At 64.8% G+C, this 26598-nt stretch carries 27 protein-coding genes; 19 read left to right on the top strand and 8 right to left on the bottom strand.

The features are described 5' to 3' along the window. Positions 1-17: 17 nt before the first annotated feature. The 9 genes from Q4G14_RS04140 (at position 18) to Q4G14_RS04100 (ending at position 6657) form a co-directional block, all read left to right on the top strand. Positions 18-752 (top strand): pyridoxine 5'-phosphate synthase, encoded by a 735-nt coding sequence (locus Q4G14_RS04140; protein ID WP_303360453.1) that lies wholly within the window; start codon positions 18-20, stop codon positions 750-752. Beyond that, complete coding sequence (locus Q4G14_RS04135; protein ID WP_303360452.1) at positions 749-1222, top strand: hypothetical protein; 474 nt, start codon at positions 749-751, stop codon at positions 1220-1222. The genes Q4G14_RS04140 and Q4G14_RS04135 overlap by 4 nt, the downstream gene beginning before the upstream one ends. Then, complete coding sequence (gene acpS, locus Q4G14_RS04130; protein WP_303360451.1) at positions 1219-1626, top strand: holo-ACP synthase; 408 nt, start codon at positions 1219-1221, stop codon at positions 1624-1626. The genes Q4G14_RS04135 and acpS overlap by 4 nt, the downstream gene beginning before the upstream one ends. Before the next feature lie 54 nt (positions 1627-1680). After that, positions 1681-2475 (top strand): signal peptidase I, encoded by a 795-nt coding sequence (gene lepB / locus Q4G14_RS04125; protein ID WP_303360450.1) that lies wholly within the window; start codon positions 1681-1683, stop codon positions 2473-2475. Next, a complete protein-coding gene (gene rnc / locus Q4G14_RS04120) occupies positions 2472-3155 on the top strand; it encodes a ribonuclease III (RefSeq protein WP_303360449.1) in 684 nt (227 codons plus the stop codon). Before lepB ends, rnc begins: the two co-directional genes overlap by 4 nt. An 82-nt stretch (positions 3156-3237) precedes the next feature. Continuing rightward, positions 3238-4158 carry a GTPase Era gene (gene era, locus Q4G14_RS04115; RefSeq protein WP_303360448.1) on the top strand — a complete coding sequence of 307 codons (921 nt, stop codon included), beginning with the start codon at positions 3238-3240 and terminating at the stop codon, positions 4156-4158. Beyond that, positions 4151-4486 (top strand): DUF1491 family protein, encoded by a 336-nt coding sequence (locus Q4G14_RS04110; protein WP_303360447.1) that lies wholly within the window; start codon positions 4151-4153, stop codon positions 4484-4486. Before era ends, Q4G14_RS04110 begins: the two co-directional genes overlap by 8 nt. A gap of 45 nt (positions 4487-4531) precedes the next feature. Then, a complete protein-coding gene (gene rarD, locus Q4G14_RS04105; RefSeq protein ID WP_303360446.1) occupies positions 4532-5467 on the top strand; it encodes an EamA family transporter RarD in 936 nt (311 codons plus the stop codon). 125 nt (positions 5468-5592) lie between these two features. Next, the gene (locus tag Q4G14_RS04100; protein ID WP_303360445.1) at positions 5593-6657 is read left to right on the top strand and encodes a glycosyltransferase family 2 protein; all 1065 of its coding nucleotides are present in this window, start codon (positions 5593-5595) and stop codon (positions 6655-6657) included. On the opposite strand, the gene ade is transcribed toward Q4G14_RS04100, so the two are convergent. After that, positions 6612-8408 (bottom strand): adenine deaminase, encoded by a 1797-nt coding sequence (ade, locus tag Q4G14_RS04095; protein ID WP_303360444.1) that lies wholly within the window; start codon positions 8406-8408, stop codon positions 6612-6614. The genes Q4G14_RS04100 and ade overlap by 46 nt on opposite strands. A 63-nt stretch (positions 8409-8471) precedes the next feature. On the opposite strand from ade, the gene recO reads away from it, so the two are divergent. The 3 genes from recO to Q4G14_RS04080 are packed head-to-tail and all read left to right on the top strand — an operon-like array spanning position 8472 to position 11022. Next, entirely contained in the window at positions 8472-9203 is a 732-nt protein-coding gene (gene recO / locus Q4G14_RS04090; protein ID WP_303360443.1) for a DNA repair protein RecO, read from the top strand. Continuing rightward, a complete protein-coding gene (locus Q4G14_RS04085) occupies positions 9196-9603 on the top strand; it encodes a hypothetical protein (RefSeq protein ID WP_303360442.1) in 408 nt (135 codons plus the stop codon). The genes recO and Q4G14_RS04085 overlap by 8 nt, the downstream gene beginning before the upstream one ends. 39 nt (positions 9604-9642) lie before the next feature. Continuing rightward, complete coding sequence (locus Q4G14_RS04080) at positions 9643-11022, top strand: PepSY domain-containing protein (protein ID WP_303360441.1); 1380 nt, start codon at positions 9643-9645, stop codon at positions 11020-11022. Between the two features lie 61 nt (positions 11023-11083). On the opposite strand, the gene Q4G14_RS04075 is transcribed toward Q4G14_RS04080, so the two are convergent. Continuing rightward, on the bottom strand, positions 11084-11494 hold the full coding sequence (locus Q4G14_RS04075; protein WP_303360440.1) for an META domain-containing protein: 411 nt from the start codon (positions 11492-11494) through the stop codon (positions 11084-11086). A gap of 176 nt (positions 11495-11670) precedes the next feature. Further along, positions 11671-13278 carry an acyl-CoA dehydrogenase family protein gene (locus Q4G14_RS04070; RefSeq protein ID WP_303360497.1) on the bottom strand — a complete coding sequence of 536 codons (1608 nt, stop codon included), beginning with the start codon at positions 13276-13278 and terminating at the stop codon, positions 11671-11673. A gap of 158 nt (positions 13279-13436) precedes the next feature. Here Q4G14_RS04070 and Q4G14_RS04065 point away from each other — a divergent pair, with 158 nt between their 5' ends. From Q4G14_RS04065 to rnr, 4 genes are read left to right on the top strand one after another with little or no spacing between them, the layout of a single operon-like run. Further along, the gene (locus tag Q4G14_RS04065; protein WP_303360439.1) at positions 13437-13613 is read left to right on the top strand and encodes a hypothetical protein; all 177 of its coding nucleotides are present in this window, start codon (positions 13437-13439) and stop codon (positions 13611-13613) included. A gap of 1 nt (position 13614) precedes the next feature. Then, entirely contained in the window at positions 13615-14751 is a 1137-nt protein-coding gene (gene dapE, locus Q4G14_RS04060; protein ID WP_303360438.1) for a succinyl-diaminopimelate desuccinylase, read from the top strand. Further along, positions 14748-15164, top strand: a complete 417-nt coding sequence (locus Q4G14_RS04055) for a GNAT family N-acetyltransferase (RefSeq protein WP_303360437.1) — start codon at positions 14748-14750, stop codon at positions 15162-15164. Before dapE ends, Q4G14_RS04055 begins: the two co-directional genes overlap by 4 nt. Before the next feature lie 48 nt (positions 15165-15212). After that, positions 15213-17462: a ribonuclease R gene (gene rnr, locus Q4G14_RS04050; protein ID WP_303360436.1), complete on the top strand. Its 2250-nt coding sequence runs from the start codon at positions 15213-15215 to the stop codon at positions 17460-17462. 121 nt (positions 17463-17583) lie between these two features. Here the strand turns inward: rnr and Q4G14_RS04045 are convergent, their stop codons facing one another. The 4 genes from Q4G14_RS04045 to argH form a co-directional block, all read right to left on the bottom strand. Next, a complete protein-coding gene (locus Q4G14_RS04045) occupies positions 17584-20121 on the bottom strand; it encodes a DUF4175 domain-containing protein (protein WP_368661303.1) in 2538 nt (845 codons plus the stop codon). Further along, positions 20112-21377: a diaminopimelate decarboxylase gene (lysA, locus tag Q4G14_RS04040; RefSeq protein ID WP_303360434.1), complete on the bottom strand. Its 1266-nt coding sequence runs from the start codon at positions 21375-21377 to the stop codon at positions 20112-20114. Before lysA ends, Q4G14_RS04045 begins: the two co-directional genes overlap by 10 nt. A 3-nt stretch (positions 21378-21380) precedes the next feature. Beyond that, on the bottom strand, positions 21381-21512 hold the full coding sequence (locus tag Q4G14_RS04035; RefSeq protein ID WP_303360433.1) for a hypothetical protein: 132 nt from the start codon (positions 21510-21512) through the stop codon (positions 21381-21383). A 148-nt stretch (positions 21513-21660) separates the two neighbouring features. Beyond that, complete coding sequence (argH, locus tag Q4G14_RS04030) at positions 21661-23058, bottom strand: argininosuccinate lyase (RefSeq protein WP_303360496.1); 1398 nt, start codon at positions 23056-23058, stop codon at positions 21661-21663. Positions 23059-23083: 25 nt separating this feature from the next. On the opposite strand from argH, the gene Q4G14_RS04025 reads away from it, so the two are divergent. Further along, entirely contained in the window at positions 23084-23638 is a 555-nt protein-coding gene (locus tag Q4G14_RS04025) for a TlpA disulfide reductase family protein (protein ID WP_303360432.1), read from the top strand. On the opposite strand, the gene Q4G14_RS04020 is transcribed toward Q4G14_RS04025, so the two are convergent. Beyond that, the gene (locus Q4G14_RS04020) at positions 23616-24197 is read right to left on the bottom strand and encodes a DNA-3-methyladenine glycosylase I (RefSeq protein WP_303360431.1); all 582 of its coding nucleotides are present in this window, start codon (positions 24195-24197) and stop codon (positions 23616-23618) included. The genes Q4G14_RS04025 and Q4G14_RS04020 overlap by 23 nt on opposite strands. Positions 24198-24285: 88 nt before the next feature. Between Q4G14_RS04020 and Q4G14_RS04015 the strand changes: the two genes are divergently transcribed. Beyond that, the gene (locus tag Q4G14_RS04015) at positions 24286-25101 is read left to right on the top strand and encodes an EAL domain-containing protein (protein ID WP_303360430.1); all 816 of its coding nucleotides are present in this window, start codon (positions 24286-24288) and stop codon (positions 25099-25101) included. A 257-nt stretch (positions 25102-25358) separates the two neighbouring features. After that, on the top strand, positions 25359-26084 hold the full coding sequence (gene phbB, locus Q4G14_RS04010; RefSeq protein ID WP_303360429.1) for an acetoacetyl-CoA reductase: 726 nt from the start codon (positions 25359-25361) through the stop codon (positions 26082-26084). Positions 26085-26598: the final 514 nt, after the last annotated feature.

The raw sequence follows: 26598 nt of genomic DNA, 5'->3' as shown, positions 1-26598 counted from the left end.
TGGGAAAAGGTGATCTTATGCTGCGTCTTGGCGTCAATATCGACCATGTGGCCACGATCCGTAACGCGCGCGGCACGCCTTGGCCCGATCCCTTGCGCGCCGCCCGGCTGGCCGAACAGGCGGGCGCGGATGGCATCACCGCCCATCTGCGCGAGGATCGCCGCCACATTACCGATGCCGATATTGATGCGCTGATGCGCGAGCTGCGCCTGCCGCTGAATCTGGAAATGGCGGCGACGGCGGAAATGCAGGCCATCGCGCTGCGGCATCGGCCTCATGCGGTCTGCATCGTCCCCGAAAAACGCGAAGAGCGCACGACCGAGGGCGGGCTGGACGTCGCCGGGCAGGAAACGCGCATGGCCGATTTCATCGCACCGCTGCGGGATGCGGGCAGCCGGGTGTCGCTGTTCATCGGCCATGAGCCGGCGCAGATTCAGGCGGCGGCGCGAATCGGCGCGGCGGTGGTGGAACTGCATACCGGCGCCTATTGCGACTTCGATACCGAGGGCGACACCGCCCGCCGCGATGCCGAACTGACCGGTCTGCGCGACGGCGCGGCGCTGGCGGCGGATCTGGGGCTAGAGGTCCACGCAGGCCACGGCCTGACCTTTGCCACCGTCGGCCCCATCGCCGCGATTCCGCAGATCGCCGAATTGAACATCGGCCATTTCCTGATCGCGGAATCGGTGTTCACCGGACTGGATCAGGCCATCCGCCAGATGCGCCGCTGCATGGACGAGGCGCGTTCGTGATCCGCTTTGCACTGGCCCTTGCCCTGACCACGCTGCCCGCCGCCGCGCAATCGGTGAACCCCTGCGGCGCGTGGACGCGGGCCGAAGCGATTGCCGAGCCGTGGGAACAGATGTCCGCCAGCTATGCCGATGGCGCGGTGCGGCTGGCGCAGATCGACAGTATCGAACCGGCGGCGGCCTCGGTTCATCTGCTGATCCTGTCGCCCCCCTATGACGAGGCGCAGGCCCGGCAATGCCGCGTCGTTTCGCTGAGCCGCGCCGAGGCGGGCGGCTGGCCCGCGGGCTTTTATGCGCTGGATTTCCCGGCGCGCAGCGTGACCTATGACCCGGCCAAGGGGCTGGAGGTGACGATGCCGGCACAAACCTCTGTGCCCGAAACCGGCAGCGGCGCCCCTGCCACGCTGAGCGTGACCATCAATCAGGCAACCGGCCAGATCACGGCGCGGCTGACCCGGACAGCCGGGCCATGATTCTTGGTATCGGCACCGATCTGTGCAACATCGACCGTATTGCGGCGGTGCTGGATCGCCATGGCGACCGTTTTCGTAACCGGGTGTTTACCGAACGCGAACTGTCCCGTGCGCGGTCGCGCGCGCATGAAGCCGCGACGCTGGCCAAACGCTGGGCCGCGAAAGAGGCCTGCTCCAAGGCGCTTGGCACCGGGCTGCGCATGGGGATCGCGTGGCGCGATATGGCGGTTGGCAATCTGGACACCGGGCAGCCGGTGATGGTCCTGACCGGATGGGCGGCGGTGCGGCTGGCCGATATGACCCCGCCGGGCCATCGGGCCGTGGTTCATGTTACCCTGACCGACGACCACCCCTGGGCGCAGGCTTTCGTCGTGATCGAGGCGCTGCCGCTGCCCGGCGCTTGACTTTGCCCGGCCCGCCGCCCCATGACGGTCGGGAACCGGAAAGGACCGCAGAACATGGCAGACCGCAGCACCGCCCGTAACGAAGGCGGCATCATCGAAACGATCCGCACCATCTTTTGGGCGCTGGTGATCGCGGGGATCTTTCGCACGCTGTTCTTTCAACCGTTCTGGATTCCGTCGGGCAGCATGAAGGACACGCTGCTGATCGGGGATTTCCTGTTCGTGAACAAGATGGCCTATGGCTATTCCCGGCATTCCTGCCCGTTTTCGCTGTGCCCCATTTCGGGCCGCATTCTGGCCAGCGACCCGGTGCGCGGCGATGTGGTGGTGTTCCGTCATCCCTCGCGCAATGTCGATTTCATCAAGCGGCTGATCGGGATGCCCGGCGATACCGTGCAGATGCGCGGCGGGCGCGTGTGGATCAACGGGCAAGAGGTGCCGCAGGTGCCCAACGGCACCTTCACCGAAATCAAAGAGCCGCAGGGGCCGCAGCGTCTGGTGCCGGCCTGCGCCAATGATCCGGTGCCGCCCGGCGGTGCCTGCGAATATCAGCGGTTCACGGAAACTCTGCCCAACGGGGTGGCCCATGACGTGCTGAACATCCGCGATGGCTGGATCGCCGATGACACGCCGGTCTTTACCGTCCCCGAGGGGCAGTATTTCTTTATGGGCGATAACCGTGACAATTCCGAGGATTCGCGCTTTGGTGCCATCACCGGCGGCGTGGGCTTTGTTCCGGCGGAATATCTGATCGGCCGTGCCGACCGGATCATGTTTTCATCCGCGGGCAACTCGTTGTTGTATTTCTGGACCTGGCGGTCGGATCGTTTCTTCAAGGCGGTGCGTTGAAGGTCGCAGCCGACACGCGCGCCTTTATGGCACGGCTGGGCCATGATTTTGCCCGGCCGGACCTGCTGGCGCGGGCGCTGACGCATGGGTCGATTTCCAGCGCCAGCCGCCCCGATAACCAGCGGCTTGAATTTCTGGGCGACCGGGTTCTGGGGCTGGTGATCGCCGAAACGCTGATCGCTGCCGATCGTCAGGCCAGCGAGGGTCAGCTTGCGCCGCGCCTGAACGCGCTGGTGCGTGGCGAAACCTGTGCCGAGATTGCGCGCGAGATCGGCCTTGGCGATGTGCTGAAGCTGGGCCGGTCAGAGCGGCTGTCGGGCGGGCGGCGCAAAGACGCCTTGCTGGCCGATGCGATGGAGGCGGTGCTGGCCGCCGTATATCTGGACGCGGGGCTGGATGCGGCCCGTGACGTGATCCTGACCCTGTGGGACCAGCGGCTGAGCAACGTGGCCGCCGATGCCCGTGACGCCAAGACCGCCTTGCAGGAATGGGCGCAGGCGCAGGGGATGCCGCCGCCGGTCTATGAACAGACCGGGCGCGAGGGGCCGGACCACGCCCCGGTGTTCCGCATCACCGTGACGCTGGCCGATGGCCGCAGCGCCGATGCTCAGGGGGCCGGTGCCAAGCGCGGCGTGGAACAGGCTGCGGCGGCGGCTTTGCTGGCGCAGGTGGCGGGGTGAGCGGCGGCGTTGCAACCGGGGGCGCTTCGCCCCCCGGACCCCCAGAGGATATTTAGGGACCAAAGATGGGACGGGTGGGCTGATGGATGAGAAGGTTGAAAGCCGCGCCGGTTTTGTGGCGCTGATCGGCGAACCGAATGCGGGCAAATCCACTTTGCTGAACCAGATGGTCGGCGCCAAGGTGTCGATTGTCACCCATAAGGTTCAGACCACGCGCGCGCGCATCCGCGGCATTGCGATCGAGGGGAATGCCCAGATCGTGTTCGTGGATACTCCGGGGATTTTCCGGCCAAGGCGGCGGCTGGATCGTTCCATGGTCGCGGCGGCATGGGGCGGGGCCGAGGATGCCGATGTGGTTTGTCTGCTGATCGAGGCGCATCGGGGGCTGACCGATGGGGTTGAGCGGATTCTGGATGCGATGATGGAACGCGGCAAGGGTCGCACCGTCGCGCTGGTCATCAACAAGATCGACCGGGTCAAGGCCGAGGCGCTGCTGGCTTTGGCCGACAAGATGAACGCGGCCTTTCCGTTCACCCGCACCTTTATGGTATCGGCGGAGCGCGGGCATGGCTGTGATGATCTGCGCGCGTGGCTGGCGGAACAGATGCCGGCCGGCCCGTGGCTTTACCCCGAGGATCAGATCGCCGATCTGCCCATGCGTATGATCGCTGCGGAAATGACCCGCGAAAAGCTGACCCTGCGGCTGCACGAGGAAATCCCCTATCAGCTGACCGTCGAGACCGAGGCGTGGGAAGAACGGCAGGATGGCTCGGCCCGTGTCGATCAGGTGATCTATGTCGCCCGCCCCGGCCACAAGGGCATCGTGCTGGGCAAGGGCGGCGAGACGATCAAGGCCGTCAGTCAGGCCGCCCGCATCGAGCTGGAAGAGTTCATGGGCCGCCGTGTCCATCTGTTCCTGCAAGTGCGGGTGCGCGAGAACTGGCTGGACGAGGCCGAGCGTTATTCCGAGATGGGGCTGGATTTCCGCGACGGCGATGGTTGAGGCGCGGCTGGCTGCGGGGCTGTGGGTGTCGGCCTATCTGGCGCGGCTGGGGCAGGCGCATATCCCGGCCTATGTGCTGGCGCGCGGTGATGCTACGGCGGGCGCGGTGCTGGTGAAATGCGCCCGGCTGGATGGTAGCGCCGATCTGTGGGCGCGCGAATACGATCTGGACAGCGGCGCGCGCATCTGGTCGCAGATGGCGGGCGGCCCCGAACGCGAGGTCGATGCCGCCATCGCCCGCCAGCGCGGATTTGACCCCGACCTGTGGGTGATCGAGATCGAAAGCCGCGACGGCACCACCTTGCTGAATCAGCCGGGGCTGGGCTGACGTTTGGCCATGGCGTCTGTCGCAGCCTGCCGCTAGCGTGCCGGGATGAGCGCCGCCCCCGATCAAAGCGATTCCCCGGCCGGGCTGACCCTTGCGGTCGGCACCTATATCTTTTGGGGGTTTCTGCCGTTGTTCATGAAGCAACTGGCCCATATCCCTCCGGCCGAGGTGATCGCGCATCGGATCATCTGGTCGCTGCCGATTGCGCTGACCGTCCTGCTGGTGCAGCGCAAGGGTGCGCAGGTCTGGCAGGCGCTGCGAAACCCGCGTCTGCTGGCGATGGCGGCGATCTGCGCGGCGCTGATTTCGGCGAACTGGCTGATCTATGTCTGGTCCATCGCCAATGACCGCGCGCTTGAGGCCGCCTTGGGTTACTATATCAACCCGCTGTTCAGCGTCTTTCTGGGTGCCACCCTGCTGGGCGAGCGGTTGGGCCGGATGCAGATGGCAGCCATCGCACTGGCGGCGCTGGCGGTTCTGGTGCTGACGGTTTCGGCCGGGCGGTTGCCCTTGGTTGCGCTGGGGCTGACCTTCAGCTGGGGCTTTTACGCCTATTTCAAGCGCCGCCTGCCGCTTGGCCCCAATCAGGGCTTTACGATGGAGGTCTTGCTGCTGCTGCCGCTGGCATCAGGCTATGCGCTGTGGCAGATGGCGCAGGGGCAGGCGCATTTCGCCGCGACAGGCTGGCATGATACGCTGTTTCTGCTGGGCTGTGGCCCGGTGACGGCGATCCCGCTGCTGATGTATGCCAACGCGGCCAAGCAGGTGCGGCTGTCCACCATGGGCGTGTTGCAATATATCGCGCCGACGATGATCTTTCTGACCGCCGTTTTCGTCTTTGGCGAAACCTTCCGCGGCGCGCAGATGATCGCCTTTCCGATGATCTGGGCCTCGCTGGTGATCTATTCCGTCGCGCTGGTCCGGCAGGCAGGTGCGCGGCGGCGGATGCAGCGGCAAAGCACGACCAAGCGGATGCAGTGAACCGGGCAGAGAGGTTGCGGCTTTCCTGTATGGCAACATCTGGTTATAGTCCGGCGCCATGAGCAGGTTTCTGTTATGTTGTAATGCGCAGATAAAGCGCCGTGTCTGATAGAGGGTAAATCTGGATGTCCATAGTCGGTGATGCTTATCGCGCCATGGTCGAGGCGCACCGCCGCCGTCAACTGCGCAAGACGTTTCGCCATATATCTGGGCCAAGGCAGGTTACGCTTGGTAAAGACCAGATCGGGCTTGTCCTTTTGGGGCGGAACAACGCCTATTTCCTTGAAGAATGCGTTCGGTATCATCGCCAGATGGGTGTCGATCACGTTGTTTATGTGGATAATGAATCGACCGATAGCTCGGTCGAGATTGCGTCATCCTTGCCGAATACGACTGTTGCGGTCTGTTCGGCCTCTTTTCGGGATTATCAGAAATATATCCGCCGGCTTGCTGTTACGGAATATCTGAAGGGTGGCTGGCGGTTGGCAATAGATTGCGATGAGATTTTCGACTATCCGCATTCTGACAAAGTTTCCCTGCATGATCTGGTCCGGCGGCTGGATGCGGGCGGGTATAGCGGAATGATTTCCTATATGCTGGAAATGGTCCCGTCCGATCCGGTCAGGAATTACGATGAAACGGTGCCGTTTTCACAGGTGCGCAAGGCGTTTTCCGGCTATAGCCTGGATGGGATCGAAAGTTATGATTATTCATCCGCTGATGCGCCTCTGGCCTATTTCCTGCAACAAAACCAGATTTCCGGTGTCGGTCTGCCCATTCTGTTTGGCGGTATCAGACGGCAGGTATTTGGCGAAAACTGCTGCCTGATTAAGCATCCCTTGTTCAAGATGTCGGGAAACATTGATCCGATGGCTCATCCGCATGTCACAACCGGCCTGCGTTGCCCCAGCTTTACCGGCATTCTTCATCATTACAAATTTGCCGGTGGCGTGGTTCAGCGTGAACAGAAACTGATCGAACAAAAGCGGCTAAGCCATAATGAGGCCGAAAGCCGCGCCAAGGCTTTTGCCGATAACAGTGATCTCAGCTTTGCGCCGTTCATTACCGGGCATAACCCTGATCCGACGGTCATGCTGCAACATGGTGTTGTGGATTGGTGCCCCGAGGCCGAAAAACTGATCGGTCACCCGCTTCCCGGTTCGTCGGGGGCCAGCAGATCCACTACCTGAAACCGCGTCACGTCAACGATCCCCTTGTCCGAGATACGCAGTTCCGGGATCACCACCAGCGCCAGCAGTGAATGCTGCATGAAGGCGTTGTTCAGGGTGCAGCCGCAATCCCGCATCGCCTGCGTCAGCGCCTGTGCGGCGGCGGCGACCTTGGGGGCGGGGGCGTCCGACATCAGCCCGGCGATCGGCAGCGGCACGGTGGCCAGTTCCGCCCCGTCGCGCCACAGGGTGACGCCGCCCTGAAGCGTGGCCAGATGTGCCACCGCCGCCGCCATGGTTTCGCGGCAGGTGCCGGCGACGATGATGTGATGGCTGTCATGCGCCACGGTCGAGGCAAGCGCCATGCGCCCCTGCCAGCCAAAGCCCGACACAAAGCCGTTCGTCACGGCTCCGCTGCCGTGGTGACGCTCGACCAGCGACAGGCAGGCTACATCGCCTTCGGGTTCGATCACGCCGTCCCTGACGGGCAGATCCAGCGTCAGCGCCCGTGTTGGGGCCTGATTTTCCACGACGCCGATCACGCGAACCCGCGCGCGGTCGCCCTTGGCGCGGGCGGCGAAATCGTCCGCATTCAGCCGCCGCCCCAGCCGCACCGATTGCCGCGCCGTATCGGGCCAGTCGATGCGCGGGCAATCCACCAGCAGCGCGCCGTCCTGCGCCACCACGCGGCCCTGTGCGATCACCAGCTCCACCGGCAGCCGCGTCAGATCCGAGGTCAGGATCACATCCGCCCGCCGCCCCGGCGTGATCGACCCCAACTCATGCGCCAGCCCGAAATGCGTGGCGGTGTTGAGCGTCGCCATCTGGATCGCAATCAGCGGATCGCAGCCGCAGTCAATCGCGTGCCGCACCACCCGGTTCATATGCCCCTCATGCACCAGAGTTCCCGAATGGCTGTCATCGGTGCAAAGCATAAAGCCGCGTGGATCAAGCCCGCGTTCGGTGATCGCGGTGATCTGCGATTCCACGTCATACCAGGCCGACCCCAGCCGCATCATGCAGGCCATGCCCTGACGGACGCGGGCAATCCCCTGCGCTTCGGTCGTGGTTTCATGGTCGTCCTGCGCGCCGCCTGCGACATAGGCGGCAAAGTTGCGGCCCAGATCGGGGCTGGCGTAATGGCCGCCCACGACCTTGCCCGCCGCGCGGGTGGCGGCGATCTCGGCCAGCATCTGGCCATCACCGGCGATCACGGCGGGAAAGTTCATCATCTCGCCCAGACCCACGATCCCGTCCCAGCCCATGGCCTGCGCCACATCGCCTTTGGTGATCGGGTGGCCGGTGGTTTCCAGATCGGGGGCGGATGGCGCGCAACTGGGCATCTGGGTCAGGATGTTGATCGGCTGGATCACGCTTTCATCGCGCATCAGCCGCACGCCCGCTGGCCCCATCACATTGGCGATCTCGTGCGGGTCGTGAAAGATCGTCGTCGTGCCATGCGGGATGACGGCGGCGGCAAAACCGGCAGGGGTCAGCATCCCCGATTCGATATGCATATGCGCATCAATCAGGCCGGGCAGCATGAAACGCCCGGCGGCCTCGATCACTTGCGTATCCGGGCCGATATTGGCCGAGGCATCGGGCAGCACGCAGGCGATGCGCCCGTCGGCGATGGCGATGTCCTGCCCGCCCACCACTTCGCGCGTGTGGACGTTGACCCAGGCCCCGCCGCGGATCACCAGATCGGCGGCTGCGCGCCCCGCCGCGACCTCGACCAGCCTTGGCTGCGCCTCGCTCCATGGTTTCAGCATCGCGGCCTCCTTTTCGTTTCGCTCAGGATGGTGCAGGCTGCGGCGAAAGGAAAGGGCAGGCGGATGGAGTGGCAGGCCGAAGGCACCGTGATCGCGCGGCGGACGCACGGCGAAACAGCGGCCATCATCGAGGTGATGACGGCCGAATATGGCCGCCACGCCGGGCTGGTGCCGGGCGGGGCCTCGGCGCGGCGGGCGGCGCTGTTGCAGCCGGGGTCGCGGCTGGCGCTGCGCTGGCGGGCGCGGCAGGCGGATGCCCTGGGCCATTTCACCGCGCAGCCGGTGCGCGCGCGGGCCGGGCTGCTGTCCGATCCGCTGGGGCTGGCGGGGCTGAATGCGGTCTGCGCGCTGCTGTCTTTTGCGCTGCCCGAACGCGACCCGCATCCGCGTCTGGCGCTGCTGACCGAGACCCTGCTGGACGCGATCGAGGCCGGTGCCGACTGGCCGCAGGATTACCTGATCTGGGAAATGCGCCTGCTGGACGAGATGGGCTTTGGCCTTGACCTGACCACCTGCGCCGTCACCGGCGCGCCCGAGGGGCTGGCCTATGTCAGCCCGAAATCGGGCCGCGCCGTCAGCCGGGCCGGGGCAGGGGAATGGGCCGACCGCCTGCTGCCGCTGCCCGCGAGCATGGGCGGGGCGGGCGATAACCGTGGCAATGGTCTGGCCGAGGGGCTGGCCATCACCGGCCATTTCCTGACCACGCGGCTGGCGGCTGAACTGGTGGGCCGCCCGCTGCCTGCCGCGCGCGGGCGGCTGGTGCGTCGGCTGACGGCGGAGGTGGGCGATGCGTAAGATGATGCGCCGCGCCCTGCGGCTGATTGCGCTGTGGGCGATGCTGCTGCCGCTGATGCTGTCGTCGCTTGTCCCCGCCGCGATCATGCCGATGCGCGATGCGGGCGGAACGGTGACAATGGTCATCTGCACCGCTGAAGGGATGGTCGAGGCCGCATTCGACCCCGTGACGATGCAACCGCTGCCCGACAGCGGCGATGACCGGCGCGAGGGGCCGCAATCCGCGCCCTGTCCCTGCGCCGGAACACATCCCCCGGCAACCCTCGATCCCCTCGGCGCAATCATCCGCCCCGCCGGGCTGGCCTTGCGCCGTGATGCCTGCCCGCAAAGACAAGCCGCACCAAGGCTGGCGGCTGTCACCGGCCTGCCGCCCGCAACCGGTCCGCCATCCGCAAGCTGACGTTTTCGCAACCGAAATCTTCAAAAACGGATACCAACCATGACGGATACTTCTTACGGGGCGGCTGCCCCGCAATCTGCCGTGCGCCGCCAGGCCACGGACCTTTACCGCGCGGTCTGGCGCTGGCATTTCTATGCCGGGCTGCTGGTCTTGCCCTTTATGATAACGCTGGCGATCACCGGAGCGATCTATCTGTTCCGCGATCAGGTGGACAATCTGGTTCACGCCGATTTCAAACTGGTGACACCCGTGGCGGAACAGCGCCTGTCGCCGTCGCAGATCATCGACGCGGCGCTGAGCGCACAGCCCGGCACGGCGGTGAAATACACTGACCCGGTAACTGACCGGGCCTCGACGGAAATCACCGTTCAACCCGAAACCGGCGGGCGCATGGCGGTTTATGTGAACCAATATACCGGCGACGTGCTGGAGGTGCGGCCCGACCGCAGCACCTTTGCATGGACGGTGCGCTATCTGCACTCGTTCCGCTATTTCGGCCCGACCCCGCGCAAGGTGATCGAGATCGCAGGCGGCTTTTCCATTCTGCTGGTGCTGACCGGGGTTTACCTGTGGTGGCCGCGCGGACAGGGCGGTGGCGTGGTCACGCTGCGCGGCACGCCTGCGCGGCGGGTATTCTGGCGCGATACCCATGCGGTGACGGGGATTTTCACCGGCGCCTTTATCGTGTTTCTGGCGGTGACGGGGATGCCGTGGTCCTCGGTCTGGGGCAAGCAGGTGAACGAATGGGCCAATGGCAACAACTTTGGCTATCCGGCGGGGGTGCGCGTCGAGGTGCCGATGTCGGGGCAAAAGCTGACCGATGTGGCGAAAACCGCATGGTCGCTGGAACAGGCGCAGATCCCTGAAACCGCTGCGCCGATGCCGGGCCAGACCGAGATCGGCCTTGACGCGGCGGTGCGCATCTTTGACGACCTGAACCTGCATCGCGGCTATACGGTTGCTTTGCCGACGACACCGACCGGGGTCTATTCCGGCTCGGTCTATCCCGCCGATCTTGGCCAGCAGCGCGTCGTTCATCTGGATCAGTATGACGGCCGCCCGCTGCTGGATATGAGCTATGCCGACTATGGCCCCTTGGGGCGGTGGCTGGAGTTCGGCATCAATACCCATATGGGGCAGACCTATGGGCTGGCGAACCAGATCGTGCTGCTGCTGGTCTGTGCCGGGATCGTGCTGCTGGCGGTTTCGGCGGCGGTCATGTGGTGGAAGCGCAGACCGGCAGGCAGCCTTGGCGTGCCGCCCTTGCCGTCGGATCGCCGTGTCTTTACCGGCCTGTTCATCCTTTTGGGGATCGGCGGCGCGCTGTTTCCGCTGACCGGCCTCACCTTGCTGGCGATGATCGGCCTTGATCTGCTGGCGCAGCGGTTCCTGCGCCGACAGCGGCCCGGCGCGGCGTAACCGGCTGATACCAAAAAAGGCGGACCCTTGGCCCGCCTTTCCCGAAATGCTGCCGCCGCGATTACTGCGCCAGAGTGCCCGCCTCGTAGGTGATCCAGACCGGGCCTTTGACCACCAGAACGCCGCCATTATATTCGGCGCTGCTCGCCTGTTGCAGAGCCGAGAAATAGCGGCTTTCCAGCGCGGAATCGCGGCAGGTCGATTGACCGGCCTGAAACGCGGTGATCTGAATCGCCGGCAGCGTTGCGGCATTGGTGGCGACAAAGGTATTGCAGGGGCCTTGCCCGGTGATCTGGCCGGGCGCCAGATTCAGCGTGGCATTGCGGGTTGGCACGGCATCGCGGCCCAGACCGACGATGTAATAAGGGCCAAGCGGAACGTCACCTTCCTGCGTGGCGGGGGTTTTCGGCGTGGGCGTGCAGGCGGCCAGAGCGGCGGCGGCAGTCACGGCAAGGGCAACGGGACGGAACATGCGGGCGTCTCCTCAGGGCATTTGAATCATTATTAATCCGGCAACCCCCTAGCCCGGATTTCCGTTCCCGTCCACATCACGCCTGCGCGACCGCCCGCAGGGGTTTCCTGTTTGCAACAAATACGCCGCAGGGGGTCCGGGGGGCGCGAAGCCCCCCGCCTTGGGGCGCGCCCCTCTCAGCCCAGCAGACGCCGGGCGATCACCTGTGCCTGAATTTCCGCGGCACCCTCAAAGATGTTCAGAATACGGGCATCGCACAAAACCCGGCTGATCTGATATTCCAGTGCAAAGCCGTTGCCGCCGTGGATTTGCAGGGCGTTATCCGCCGCCGCCCAGGCCACGCGCGCGCCCAGCAGTTTCGCCATCCCCGCCTCGAGATCGCAGCGGTTGCCGTGGTCTTTCTGCCACGCACTGAAATAGGTCAGATGCCGCGCGATCATGATTTCCACCGCCGACAGGGCCAGCTTGTCGGCCACGCGGGGGAAATTCATCAGCGCCTTGCCGAATTGCTTGCGGTCCAGCGCGTATTGCAGCCCCAGTTCCAGCGCGTTCTGCGCCACGCCAATCGCCCGCGCCGCCGTCTGAATCCGCGCCGATTCAAAGGTCTGCATCAACTGTTTGAAGCCCTGGCCGGTGACGCCACCCAGCAGGTTGTCGCCCTTGACCTCGAACCCGTCAAAGCCAAGCTCGTATTCCTTCATGCCGCGATAGCCCAGAACCTCGATCTCGCCGCCGGTCATGCCGGGGGTGGGGAAGGGGTCGGTGTCGGTGCCCGGCATCTTTTCGGCCAGAAACATCGACAGCCCGCGCCAGTCGTCGGTTTCCGGCTCGGTCCGGGCCAGCAGGGTCATCACATGAGTGCGGGCGGCATGGGTGATCCAGGTCTTGTTGCCGGTGATTTTCCAGGTGTCGCCATCGCGCACCGCGCGGCTGCGCAGGCTGCCGAGGTCGGACCCGGTGTTGGGTTCGGTGAACACGGCCGTCGGCAGAATTTCCCCGCTGGCCAGCTTCGGCAGCCACTGTTCCTTTTGCGCCTCGGTGCCGCCGCAGATAATCAGTTCGGCGGCGATTTCCGACCGGGTGCCAAGACTGCCGACGCCGATATAGGCGCGCGACAATTCTTCGCTGACCACGACCATGCTGGCCTTGGACAGGCCGAGACCGCCGAATTCCTCGGGGATGGTCAGGCCAAAGACGCCCAGTTCCGCCAGTTCGGAAATGATTTCCATGGGGATCAGTTCATCGCGCATGTGCCAGTCGTGGGCGTGGGGCACCACCTTGTCATCGGCCCAGCGGCGGAACTGGTCGCGGATCATTTCCAGATCCTCGTCCAGCCCGGTTTTGCCGATGGTGGCTGCGCCGGGATTGTCGGCGATGATCGCTGCCAGCCGCGCCCGCGCCTGCGGTGTGTTGCCCGCCATCAGCGCCGTTGCCGCATCCGAAGGGTGCCATTCGACGCCCATATCCGACAGGCGGGCAAATTCCGTCTGGCTCATCGGGATGCCGCCGGCGATCTGCGACAGGTATTCGCCAAAGCCGATCTGGAGGATCAGCCCCTCGGTTTCGCCCTGCACCCGGTCTGCCCATGCCGCCAGTTGCCGCAGCGATTCCACATAGGTTGCCAGCCACGACAGTGCATGTGCGGCGCGCTGATGCGTTTCCAGCGCCGCTGCATCGACCTTGCCATCGGGGGCGACCAGCGCCAGCACGGCGGTTTTGGCGCGGGCTTGCAAATCTTCCAGTTCGGCGATGACGGCGGTGGTCTGTGCGGGCATGTCTTTCATCGAATCCATCCGTTTCGGCGTTGCAGCATGTCTAGGGCTTTCGCAAATGCAGCGCAATGATAATGCGTGACGGACGTTAATAAAGACTGAAAATGTCGCGCCGATTGCGCTGTCGCATGCGTATTTGGGCAAACAGGAAGCCTGTGCGTTGTGCCGGAATGCAGGCGGTTGCTTTTGCCCTATGCGGCGATAGCGTGGCGGGTATGTTCGGGCTGCGATTGGGGTTTGCCTTGCAGGACCGGCTGGATGTGGTGCAGTTTCGGCGCTGGATGCGGGTGCTGCTGGTTCCGAGTGGCGGCAACCTGATCCGCCGTGCATTGCAATTAGGGATATGAGATGACCGACCCCGCCGAGCTGACCGCCCGCCTGATCCGCTGCCCCTCGGTCACGCCCGAGGAAGGCGGCGCGCTGGTGTTGTTGGCCGATCTGCTGACCGGGGCGGGGTTCACCTGTTGTCGCGTGGACCGGGGCGGGGTGCCGAACCTGTTTGCCCGCTGGGGCGAGCGGGGGGCGCGGAGTCTGGGCTTCAACGGGCATACCGATGTGGTGCCGCCCGGCGATCTGGGATCGTGGACGCATCCGCCGTTTTCCGGCCATATCGAGGACGGCGTGATCTGGGGCCGCGGCGCGACCGATATGAAATCCGGCATTGCCGCTTTTGTCTGCGCGGCGATGGATTTCGTGCGCGAAACGCCGCCCGATGGCGCGGTGATCCTGACCATCACCGGCGACGAGGAGGGGCCGGGCCGCGACGGCACCCGCGCCTTGCTGGACTGGATGGACGAGAATGGCGAGCGGATGGACGCCTGCATCGTGGGCGAGCCGTCGAACCCCGAAACATTTGGCGAGATGATAAAGATCGGGCGGCGCGGCTCGGTCACGTTTCGGATCACCGCGACCGGGGTGCAGGGGCACGCCGCCTATCCGCACCGGGCCAGGAACCCGCTGCACGCGCTGACCCGGTATCTGAGCGATCTGACCGCCAGCCCGCTGGATCAGGGCACGGCGCATTTCGACCCTTCGGGGCTGCAAATCACCAGCATCGACTGTGGCAATCCGGCGTCGAACGTGATTCCGCAAACGGCGACGGCGGTGGTCAATATCCGCTTTAACGACCTGCACACGGGCGACAGCCTGATCGCCGATCTGACCGCCCGCGCGCAGGCCGTGGCAACGGAAACCGGCGTGGCGCTGCACCTGTCGGCCGAGGTCAGCGGCGATGCCTTTCTGACCGCGCCCGGTGCCTTTGTCGATCTGGTGCGCGGCGTGGTGCGGGCGGAAACCGGGCTGGACCCGGTGCTGTCCACCAGCGGCGGCACGTCGGATGCGCGGTTTATCAAGGATCATTGTCCGGTGGTGGAGTTCGGCCTTGTCGGGCGGTTCATGCATCAGGTGGACGAACGGGTTCCGGCTGATGAAATCCGCGCGCTGACCCGTGTTTATCGCCGCATTTTGCAGGATTATTTCGCATGAAGATCGACATCACCGACAATCTGGCCGCCTGCCATGCCCTGCGCCGGGCCGTGTTCGTCGAGGAGCAAAACGTCCCCGAGGCCGACGAGATGGACGATCTGGACGGCGCGGCCATTCACCTGCTGGCCCATGATGACAGCGGCCCGGTTGGCACGGCGCGGCTGCTGATGGATGGCGAAACCGGCAAGATCGGGCGCGTCTGTGTGCTGGCCCGCGCGCGCGGCACGGGCCTTGGCGCGGCGCTGATCCGGGCGGCGATGGACGCCTTGCGCGATCAGCCCGGCATCACCCGCGCGAAACTGGGGGCGCAGACCCATGCGATCGGTTTTTACGAAAAACTTGGTTTTGTGGCGTATGGTCCTATTTATGATGACGCAGGCATTCCGCACCGGGATATGGCGCGGGATCTGTGAACAGGAACGGCGGGTGAACGGGTCACGCGCGCAAAACAGGATGCGGGCATGAGCGACCATCTTCCCTCGAAACGCGAAATCATGGATTGGCTGGCCGAACACCCCGAGGCCAGTTCCAAGCGCGACATCGCCAAGGCCTTCGGCATCAAGGGGGCCGCGCGCATCGACCTGAAACGCCTGCTGAAAGAGCTTGAGGCCGAGGGGCAGCTTGAACGCAAGCGCCGCCATTATCACGATGGCCACACCCTGCCGCCGGTGTCGGTGATCCAGATCATCGGCCCTGACGATGCCGGCGACCTGTTCGCGCGCCCGATGGAGTGGCAGGGCGAGGGGCCGGAACCCCGCATCCTGTTTCTGCCGCGCGGGGCGGACGGGGCCGTGGGCAAGGGCGAACGTGTGCTGGCCCGGCTGATCGCCGTTCAGGGCGAGGATTACCACTATCAGGCCCGGCTGATCCGCCGCATCGGCACCGCGCCGCACAAGATTGTGGGTATTTTCCGCAAGGAAACCGAGGGCGGGCGGATCGTTCCCATCGACAAGGGGGCCGACAAGGAATGGCGCGTGCGCGACGACGCCACGCTGGGGGCCAAGGGCGGCGAGCTGGTCGAGGCGGAGCAGATCGGTCCCAAGGGCCGCCTTGGCCTGCCGCTGGCCCGCGTGACCGAAGTGCTGGGCGATCCCGGCGCGCCGCGCGCGGTCAGCCTGATCGCCATTCACCAGCACGGCATTCCTGATGATTTCCCCGACGCCGTTGTAGCCGAGGCCGATGCCGCCCAACCCGCGCCAATGGCCGGTCGGATGGATCTGCGCGACCTGCCGCTGATGACCATCGACCCCGCCGATGCCCGCGACCATGACGATGCCGTGGCCGCCATGATCGAGGATGATGGTGGTGCGACGATCTGGGTCGCTATTGCCGATGTGGCGCATTACGTCCGCCCCGGCAGCTCGCTGGACCGCGAGGCATGGACGCGGGGCAACTCGACCTATTTCCCCGACCGGGTGGTGCCGATGCTGCCCGACATCCTGTCGGGCGATCTGTGTTCGCTGCATGAGGGCGTGGATCGCCCGGTGATTGCGGTGAAAATGCGGCTGGATGCGCAGGGCAACAAGACCGGCCACAGCTTTCACCGCGCCATGATGAACAGTCGCGCCAGCCTGTCTTATGAACAGGCGCAAGCGGCAGCGGAGGGCAACCCCGACGATCAGGCCGCGCCCTTGATGGAGGATGTGATCCGGCCCTTGTGGCACGCCTATGGCCTGCTGAAATCGGCGCGTGATCGCCGCCAGCCGCTGGACCTTGACCTGCCGGAACGGCGCATCGAGCTGACGCCGGATGGCCGGGTGAAATCGGTGAACTTTCGGGACCGTTTCGAGGCGCACCGGCTGATCGAGGAATTCATGGTGCTGGCCAATGTCGCCGCCGCCGAAGAACTGACCCGCCGCCAGCGTCCCCTGCTGTTCCGTGTTCACGAAGAACCCAGCCCCGCCAAATTGGACGCGCTGCGCGAGGTGGCGCAGGCATCGGGCTTTGTGCTGGCCAAGGGGCAGGTGCTGCAAACCAGCCATCTGAACCGGCTGCTGGCGCAGGCTCAGGGGTCTGACTTTGACGAGTTGATTAACATCAGCACCTTGCGGTCGATGACGCAGGCCTATTATGCGCCGCAGAACTATGGCCATTTCGGGCTGGCGCTGACGCATTACGCGCATTTCACCTCGCCCATCCGGCGTTATGCCGATCTGATCGTGCATCGCGCGCTGATTACGGCGCATGGCTGGGGCGATGACGGGCTGTCGGGCGGCGATATGGAACGGCTGCCCGAAACCGCCGAACACATCAGCGCCACCGAACGCCGCAGCATGGAGGCCGAGCGCGACACCACCGACCGCTATCTGGCCGCCTATCTGGCCGACCGGGTGGGCACCGAACTGACCGGCCGCATCAGCGGGGTGCAGCGGTTCGGGGCCTTCGTCAAGCTGGATGAAACCGGGGCCGACGGGCTGCTGCCAATCCGCGAGATCGGGGCGGAATATTTCCACTTTGACCCCGATGCGCAGGTGCTGATGGGGTCGGAAACCGGCGTGGAAATCGGCATCGGCCAGCGGGTTCTGGTGCGCCTGACCGAGGCCGTTCCGACCACCGGCGGGCTGATGCTGGAACTGCTGGAGCTGGACGGCAAGGCCATCCCGCAGGGACCAAAGGGCCGTCGCAAAGGCGGCCCGATGCGCCGCAAACCCACGCAGGCCCGTCTGGCCGAGGTGAAGCGCGCGGCAAAACGGCGGCGCAAACGCGGCTGAACCTGCGCCCGCGTCGCGGTTCTATGCGTATTTGGGCAAACAGGAAGCGGCGGGCGGCTGTGGCCTGCTTGTGTTTGCGTGACAGTGGGTGGTGGTTGGCACGGGGTGATGCCCTTGCTGTCTAAAACCGTTCCAGCAGCCGCCCCAGATAGTTGCGCTCATCCTCGGGGCGGGTCAGTTGGCCGCTGCGGCGGCGGATTTCGTCCAGCAGGTCGCGGGCGCGGCGGGTTGGGTCGGCGCCTTCGGCCAAGGGGTCGCCGGTGGTGATATTGCGCCCGCCGCCCGACAGGTTGCGGCCCAAGGGGTCCAGCATCTGTTGTCCCGGTGGGATCGCGCCGGTCTGATTGCCGGGGCGGGTGCCTGCGGGGCCATCGGGTTGCTGGCCTTGGGCACCGTCGCCCTGCTGGCCCTGCTGCGCCTGCTGGCCTTCGGGGCGCATCAGGTCGCCAAGGGCGCGCATCCCTTCGCGCATGGATTGGATGGCGTCGGCCTGTTGTTCCATCGCGCCGGACATGTCGCCGTCGCGCAGCGCCTGTTCGGCCTGCTCCATCGCGCGGCCTGCCTGATCCAGCGCCCGGCGCGCGGCATCGCCCTGCGGTGATCCCTGACCGGGCATCAGCCCGCGCTGCTGGCCCAGTTCTTCGCGCAGGCTTTGCTGCCGGTCGGCCATTTCGCCGGCATCGCCTTGTTGCCCCTGCTGACCACCAAAGCGGCGCTGCATTTCGCGGAACGCCTGATCCGACAGTTCCTGCTGCTGGCGCAATGTGTCGGCCAGCCGGTTCATCGGCTGCCCACCGGGCTGGCCATCCTGCCCCTCGCCGCCCTGCGACTGACGGACCTGCAAATTCTCCATCATGCGGTTGAACTGGTCCAGCAATTGCTGGGCTTCGGCCATCCGACCCTCGTTCATGAGGCGCTGGATCTCGTCCATCATCTGCTGAATCTGATCGCCGGTGATCTGCTGGCCCTGCTGTGGGCTGCGGTCGAACCGCGCCGCCGGGTCTTCGCCCTGTTCAGCCAGCATCCGGGTGTAGGCGTCGGTTGCCTCTTTCAGTTCATCCATCAGGCGCTGGATTTCGTCGGGGCTGGCCCCCTGCCGGATCGCTTCGGACAGGCGTTCCTGCGCGCGGCGCATCCGGTCCAGCGCATCGGCAAGGCCGCCATCCTCAAGCTGAACGGCGGCCTGCCACAAGGCTTCGGCCAGGGTGTCGCGCGCCTCGGGGGACAGGGTGCCCTGTTCCAGCAGACCGGCGGCGGCGCGCAGTTCCTGATATAATTCGGGTTCGACAAAGCCTTCGGGCTGCCACGTCATCGCCCGCAGAATTTCGGCGCTGCGCCCGGCATTGTCGCGCGACCACAGCAGATCGCGCCGGGTTTCGATCAGCGCCGCCGCCAGCGGATCGAAAAAGCGCCGCCCCGGCAGGATCACCTGCGCCGGACCACTGTCGCCGGTCTGGCCGATGCCATCCGTGGCGCGCAGAGTGATGGTGACGGGCATATTAGCCCATGGATGGCGGGCCAGATCCTCGGTCAGCGTGCCGGTGATCTGCCGGGTGTCGCCGCGCGGCACGGGCAGGGGCAGCGCCAGAGCGTCGCGCGGCTCGGGCGCAATCGTCAGCCCATAGCGGCGGTCCACGGCGGCCAGATTCAGGGCGATTTCAGCAGCGCCCTCGGTGATGCCAAAGTCATCCTCGGCCTGAAATTCCTGCGCCATGCGGCCATCGGCCCGGCGCAGCGGCTGCGCGCCCGCGCGGATCACCGGCGCGTCATCCGGCTGCACGGTCACATCGAAACGGCGGCCGGAAACGGTGATCTGACCCGACTGTTCAGCGCGAAAACCGGGGGCCAGCGGATCATCGCCGCGGGTGGGACCGATGGTCTGATCCAGCGCAATGCCCTGGCCATACAGGCGGAAGGTCACTTCGCTGCCCTTGGGCAGAATCAACGGCTCGCCCTCGGGCAGCGCGTTCAGATACAGCGCCGGGCGGCGGGTATAGGCGGGCGGCTCGGCCCAGCCTTCCCACGAGGGGGCAGCCGGGGCCGTATCGCCGCGCTCATCGGGCAGGCGCAAGGTGGCGGCGATGGCCGACATGCCCTGACCGATCTGCCCCACGCCACCAAACAACACCGCCATGACCAGTGCCACAAGGGCAGCCAGCCGCAGCGCAAAGGGATCGCGGTGGCGCAGCCCGGCATCCGGCGGCACCGCCCGCGCCTGCGCCGCCTGCGCCGCCATCTGCGCCAGATGCGCGCGCCACAAATCGCCTTCGCCCCCCAAGGCGGCATGATCGGCCAGCGCAGCCAGCGGCCGCCCCGGCAGAGCCGCATCCACGCGCGCCGCAGCCTCGGCCCCGGTAATGCGCCGCCAGCGCATCCCGCCGCGCACCGCAGCCACCAGCGCCGCGATCAGCATGGCCCCGAACAGCCACGGCAGCACGGGCGCAGGCACCAGGGCCACCGCCCCAAGCGCCAGCAGCGCCAGCCACAGCGACAGGATCACGAACAACGGCCAGAACGCCCGCGCCACCTGTTCCCACACCATGCCCCAGCGGGTCAGAGCCAGCGCGCGCCTGATCTTTGGTCCGGAAATATCCTCGGGGGTCCGGGGGTGGAAAACCCCCGGTTCTGACCGCGCAGACCGGAACCGACCTATAACCATTCCGGGATGGTATCGCGGTTCAGGATTTCCTCAACCGTCGGGCGTGCCCGGATGACGGCGAAGTGATCGTCTTGCACCAGAACCTCGGGCACCAGCGGACGGGTGTTATATTCCGAAGCCATCACCGCGCCATAGGCCCCGGCCGATCGAAAGGCGACCAGATCGCCCGCAGCCAAAGCGGGCAGTTGTGTGCCCTTCTGAAAGGTGTCGCCGGTTTCGCAGACCGGACCAACCACATCAAAGGGCTGCACCTCGGTGCCCGGCAGCGGCTCCCGCACCGGCACGATGTCGTGATGCGCGCCATACATGGCAGGGCGCAGCAGATCGTTCATGGCGGCGTCAACGATCAGAAAATTGCGGCCCTCGCCCTCTTTCACATAGATAACCGAGGTCAGCAGGATACCGGCATTGCCGACGATGTTGCGGCCCGGCTCGATCTCGATCTCGCAGCCAAGATCGCCCACGGTGTCGCGGATCACCTGACCATATTCGATTGGCAAAGGCGGGGCACTGTTATCGCGCCGATAGGGGATGCCAAGGCCGCCGCCCATGTCCAGCCGGGTGATGGCATGGCCATCGGCCCGCAGCGCCCGCACCAGCCCGGCCATTTTCGTATAGGCCTGACGAAACGGCTCCAGATCGGTCAACTGGCTGCCGATATGCATATCGACGCCCACGACCGAGATACCGGGCAGAGACGCGGCCTCGGCATAGACCTGACGCGCGCGGGCAATCGGAATGCCGAACTTGTTTTCCGATTTGCCGGTGGCGATCTTTTCATGCGTTTTTGCGTCCACATCAGGGTTTATCCGGATGGCGACGGGGGCGGTGACGCCCATCGAATCGGCCAGTTGCGACAGGGCGTGCAGCTCGGGTTCGGATTCGACGTTGAACTGCCGGATGCCGCCTTCCAGCGCCTGCCGCATTTCCGCCACGGTTTTGCCGACGCCAGAAAACACGATCCGATCACCGGGAACACCGGCGGCCCGCGCCCGCGCATATTCGCCGCCTGATACAACATCCATGCCTGCGCCCAGATCGCCCATCAGCTTCAGCACGGCCAGATTGCTGTTCGCCTTGACCGCAAAGCAGACCAGATGATCGGTCCAGTCCAGCGCCTGCCGGAACAGCCCGAAGTGACGGCGCAGGGTTGCCGCAGAATACACATAGACCGGCGTGCCCACCTCGGCTGCGATGCGGGTCAGCGGCACATCCTCGGCGCACAGGACGCCGCCCTGATAGTTGAAATGATCCATCCGTCAGACGCCCGTTGCGATGCCGATCCGCGCCTCGCCATCAAGATGCAGCCCCGGCGCGGGCCGTTCGGGCGCGCCATCGACGCCGCAGGCGGACAGGATCAGGGCGGTGGTCAGGAAAAGGACGATGCGCATTACGAGAACCTCTGAGACTGCTCCGGGTTATGATCCAAGCCGCCGCAGCGGGCAATATCACGGCCCCGCCCAAAGAGGCGTATTTGATGCAAACAGGAAGACATCTGCCGGTTTCCTGTTTGCCCAAATACGCAAAAGGCGGTGCCGATCAGGCCAGAGCTTGCCTCCAGCGCGCGATCTGGTTGCGCACCTGCGACGGTGCGGTACCGCCATAGCTGGTTCGCGAGGCGACCGAGTTGTGGACACCCAGCACGTCGAAAATCTGTTGGGTAATGGCGGGGTGGACGGCCTGCATTTCGGCCAGCGTCAGGTCAGGCAGATCGACGCCGGCCTTTTCTGCCTTGGCGACCAGCGCGCCGGTGACGTGGTGGGCGTCGCGGAAGGGCAGGCCGGCTTCGCGCACCAGCCAGTCGGCCAGATCGGTGGCGGTGGAAAAGCCGCTGGAGGCTGCCGCCTCCAGCGCGTCGGGGCGGGCGGACAGGTCGCTCATCATGCCGGTCATCGCCGCCAGTGCCAGCATCAGCGAATCGGCGGCGTCGAAGACCTGTTCCTTGTCTTCCTGCATGTCCTTGGAATAGGCCAGCGGCAGGCCCTTCATCACCGTGAACAGCGCCACTGTCGCGCCAAGGATTCGCCCGATTTTCGCCCGGATCAGCTCTGCCGCATCGGGGTTTTTCTTTTGCGGCATGATCGACGAGCCGGTCGAGAACCGATCCGACATTGCCACAAAGCGGAACTGTGCCGATGACCAGATCACCAGCTCCTCGGCCAGTCGCGACAGGTGAACGGCGCAGATGCTGGCTGCTGACAGGAACTCCAGCGCGAAATCGCGGTCGCTGACAGCATCAAGGCTGTTGGCCATCGGGCGGTCGAACTCCAGCGCCTTGGCTGTCGCCTGCCGGTCGATCGCAAATCCGGTCCCGGCCAGGGCCGCCGCGCCAAGGGGCGATTCGTTCATGCGCCGCCGCGCGTCGGCAAAGCGGCCCAGGTCGCGGCCGAACATTTCCACATAGGCCATCATGTGATGCCCCCATGTCACCGGCTGGGCGGTTTGCAGATGGGTAAAGCCCGGCATCACCCAATCCGCCCCCGTCTCGGCCTGCGTCAGCAGCGCGCCGATCAGTGCCCGCAGCGATTCGTCGGCGGCGTCGCACTGGTCGCGCACCCACAGCCGGAAATCGGTCGCCACCTGATCGTTGCGCGACCGTGCGGTGTGCAGGCGGCCCGCCGGTTCGCCGATGATCTCTTTCAGCCGTGCTTCGACATTCATGTGAATGTCTTCCAGATCGGTGCGGAAGGTGAATGTTCCGGCCTCGATTTCTGACAAGACCGTGTTCAGCCCTTCACGGATGGCGTCGGCGTCGTTACTGCTGATGATGCCTGTCGCGGCCAGCATGGCGGCGTGGGCACGGCTGCCCCGGATGTCCTGGGCGTAAAGCCGCCGGTCGAAGCTGATCGAGGCGTTGATCGCCTCCATGATCGCATCCGGCCCGGCGGCAAAGCGCCCGCCCCACATTGCGTTGGCGGTCTTGGGCTGGTCGGTCATCGGCGTTCCCTGTGCGGAGGATTTCATGCTGCGATCCCTTTATCTGGCCGTTGCTTTCGGCGCAATCGCGCTGCCTGCCCTCGCGGGCGAGGGCAACCCCGTGGATGTGCCCGCCGCGCAGGCGGCAGGTCTGGTGCGGCTGGCCGACACCTTTCCGGCCCAGATTGCGGATGCCACATTTGGCGATCTGGATGGCGGGGAACACCAGCTTTCCGATTGGCAGGGGCAGGCGCTGCTGGTGAATTTCTGGGCGACCTGGTGCGCGCCCTGCCGCGAAGAAATGCCCTCGCTGGATGCCTTGCAGCAGGAAATGGGCGGCGATGATTTTCAGGTGCTGACCATCGCCGCAGGCCGCAACCCGCCCGAGGCGATGCGCAAATTCTTTGCTGAAACGGGCATTGAAACCCTGCCTCTGCTGACCGATCCGCGGATGGAGCTGGCCCGCGCGATGGGCGTTGTCGGCCTGCCGGTGACGGTGCTGATCGACCGCGAGGGCCGCGAGGTAGCGCGTCTGAACGGCGAAGCAGATTGGGCGTCGGATGCCGCGCTGGAGGTGGTCAGGGCGCTGAAAGCCGACTGACCGGGCCGTGCCGGTGGCAGGTAGTGATGTGGTCGTTCACGATCCCCACCGCCTGCATGAAGGCATAACAGATCACCGGCCCGCAAAAATTGAACCCCTGCTTTTTCAACGCCTTGGACATGGCCTGCGATTCGGGCGTCTGCGTGGGAACCTGCGCCAGCGAGGACCATTTGTTCTGCACGGTTTTTCCGCCGGTGAAGCCCCAGATGAAAGGCGCGAATCCCTCGCCCGTTTCCATGTCCAGAAAGATGCGCGCGCTGCGCACGGTTGATTCGATTTTGCCGCGGTGGCGGATGATTCCGGGGTTGGACAGCGCCTTTTCGATGCGGGCGGTGTCCCAGCTTGCCATGCTTTCGGGGTTGAAATCGTCAAATTCCTCGCGAAAGGCATCGCGCTTGCGCAGGATAGTGATCCAGCTGAGACCGGCCTGAAACCCGTCCAGAATCAGCTTTTCCCACAAGGCGCGCGGATCACGTTCCGGCACGCCCCATTCGGTGTCGTGATAGTCTTGATACAGCGGATCAGTGCCGCACCAGCCACAGCGGGATATATCGTTCATTAACCGGGAATCCAGAAAGCAGTCATCATTTACGTGAAATTAGGCAATCATGGCGATAGTGCAAAGACAACCGTGCAAGAGGTGAATCGTGTCCGCCGGAACCCAGCAGAGCGCATCCCCGCTCGACTACGCCATAGATCAGCAAAGCCGGGTCACGCTGCCCACCGTTCGGCTGGCGGTTGAACGCGGCAACTGCGTGCTGGCCTTTCAGCCCGTCGTCCAGTCGGGGCGGACCGAACGCCCGGCCTTTTACGAAGGGCTGATCCGCATCATCGACGAATCGGGGCGGATCGTGCCGCTGCGCGATTTCATGCCCGTGGCCGAAACCACGGAACTGGGGCGGCGGATCGACTGTCTGTCGCTGGCCTTGGGGCTGCAATCACTGCGCGAAGATCCCTCGTTGCGGCTGTCGATCAACATGTCGGCGCGCTCTATCGGTTATCCCGACTGGATCACCACCCTGCGCGATGGCCTGATTTCCGAACCTCAGGTCGCCGAACGGCTGATTCTGGAAATCACCGAAAGCAGCGCGATGGAAATGCCCGATGTCGTGCATCAGTTCATGCGCGAGGTGCAGGGATATGGTGTCAGTCTGGCGCTGGACGATTTCGGCGCGGGCTATACCTCGTTCCGCTATTTGCGTGACTTCTGCTTTGACATGATTAAGATCGACGGGCAGTTCATCCGCAACATTGCCAGCCAGCCGGATAATCAGGTGCTGACCCGCGCGCTGCAATCCATCGCCCATCATTTCGACATGTTCACGGTCGCGGAATCGGTGGAAACTGCGGATGAGGCTGCCTTCCTGATCGACATGGGAATCGACTGCATGCAGGGCTATTATTTCGGTGCACCGACCATTGCCCCGCCGTGGAAAAGCCCGCCGACGATGGTGCAGCGGTAAAATGATACGGTGCGTTGGTCCTGCCAGGGCAGTTGGCGTGAAAATGCCTGCAAAATGCCCGGCAAGACTTGACGCCTGATCGACAACCCGCAACCCTTCCCTGAAATCCGGGTTGGCGCCCCGTTGATTGCTGGTCGCGGGCAGGGCGATCACAGGGTGGTCTGGCTTGGTCAGTCAAGGTTCTACGAAATGATGTTGCGTGGGGCGGGCTGTTTGGGTAGCAAGATTTCAAGACTATGACCTAAAGGGGGGATACCATGTCGAAAGTTGCTCTTGTGACCGGCGGATCGCGCGGGATCGGGGCCGCCATTTCCAAGGCGCTGCAAGAGGCGGGCTATACCGTCGCCGCGAACTATGCCGGCAATGACGAAGCGGCCAACGCCTTTACCGAAGAAACCGGCATCAAGACCTATAAATGGTCGGTTGCCGATTACGACGCCTGCGCCGAAGGCATCAAGAAGGTCGAAGAAGAACTCGGCCCGATCGCCGTTCTGGTCAACAATGCCGGGATCACCCGCGATTCCATGTTCCACAAGATGACCGTCCAGCAGTGGAAAGAGGTGATCGACACCAACCTGACCGGCCTGTTCAACATGACTCATCCGGTCTGGGGCGGGATGCGTGATCGCAAATTCGGCCGTATCATCAACATTTCCTCGGTCAACGGCCAAAAGGGGCAGGCGGGGCAGGCGAACTATTCCGCCGCCAAGGCTGGTGACATCGGCTTTACCCGCGCGCTGGCGCAGGAAGGCGCGCGGGCCGGGATCACGGTGAACGCCGTCGCGCCGGGCTATATCGGCACGGAAATGGTGCGCGCGATTGATGAAAAGGTGCTGAACGAACGCATCATTCCGCAGATCCCGGTCGGGCGTCTGGGCGAACCCGAAGAAATCGCCCGCGCGGTGGTCTTTCTCGCCTCGGATGAGGCGGGCTTCATCACCGGATCGACGATCTCGGCCAACGGCGGCCAGTTCTTCGGCTGATTGATGTAAAGATGCACGAAAGGCCCGCCCCGCGCGGGCCTTTTTGCGTTGGGCCAATGCTGTGGCGAAACCGATGGTGCTGACTGGCGCGGCAAGGTGTGCTTCGGCGGCGGTCAGTCTGCGAATGGGGTTCGGTGCCAAGGCTGCATGGGGTGTATTGTCAGCATTCTTGGACTGGCCAGACATGGGGCTGTTCTTGGCGCTGCGTTAACAGGGGGCTTTGATGGTCATGCCGTCAATGTTCGGCGATGATCGCGCTGCCGTTGATCGTGCGCTGGAAATGCCGGTTCGGCTAAGGAGCGCCGATCATTTTCTATGCTGCATTGGCAGGCTGAAGCCGCCCTCAAGCGGACGAAATTGGTTAAAGCCGTCTGGGGATGCGCCAGCTTGCTGAGCCGATGAACTGTTGGGTTTGCTTTTGCGCAAGCTCTGCACGGGGAAGCCTTGGGCAGCCTCAACTTCACAGGCAGGATTGCGGCCCGCCTTATCCTCGGACGGCAAGACGCGGTATCCC

This window comes from Paracoccus sp. (in: a-proteobacteria) (assembly GCF_030538755.1).
GTDB lineage: Bacteria > Pseudomonadota > Alphaproteobacteria > Rhodobacterales > Rhodobacteraceae > Paracoccus.
Note: the sequence above shows the minus strand (reverse complement) of the source record. Positions and strands in the feature narration are given on the sequence as shown.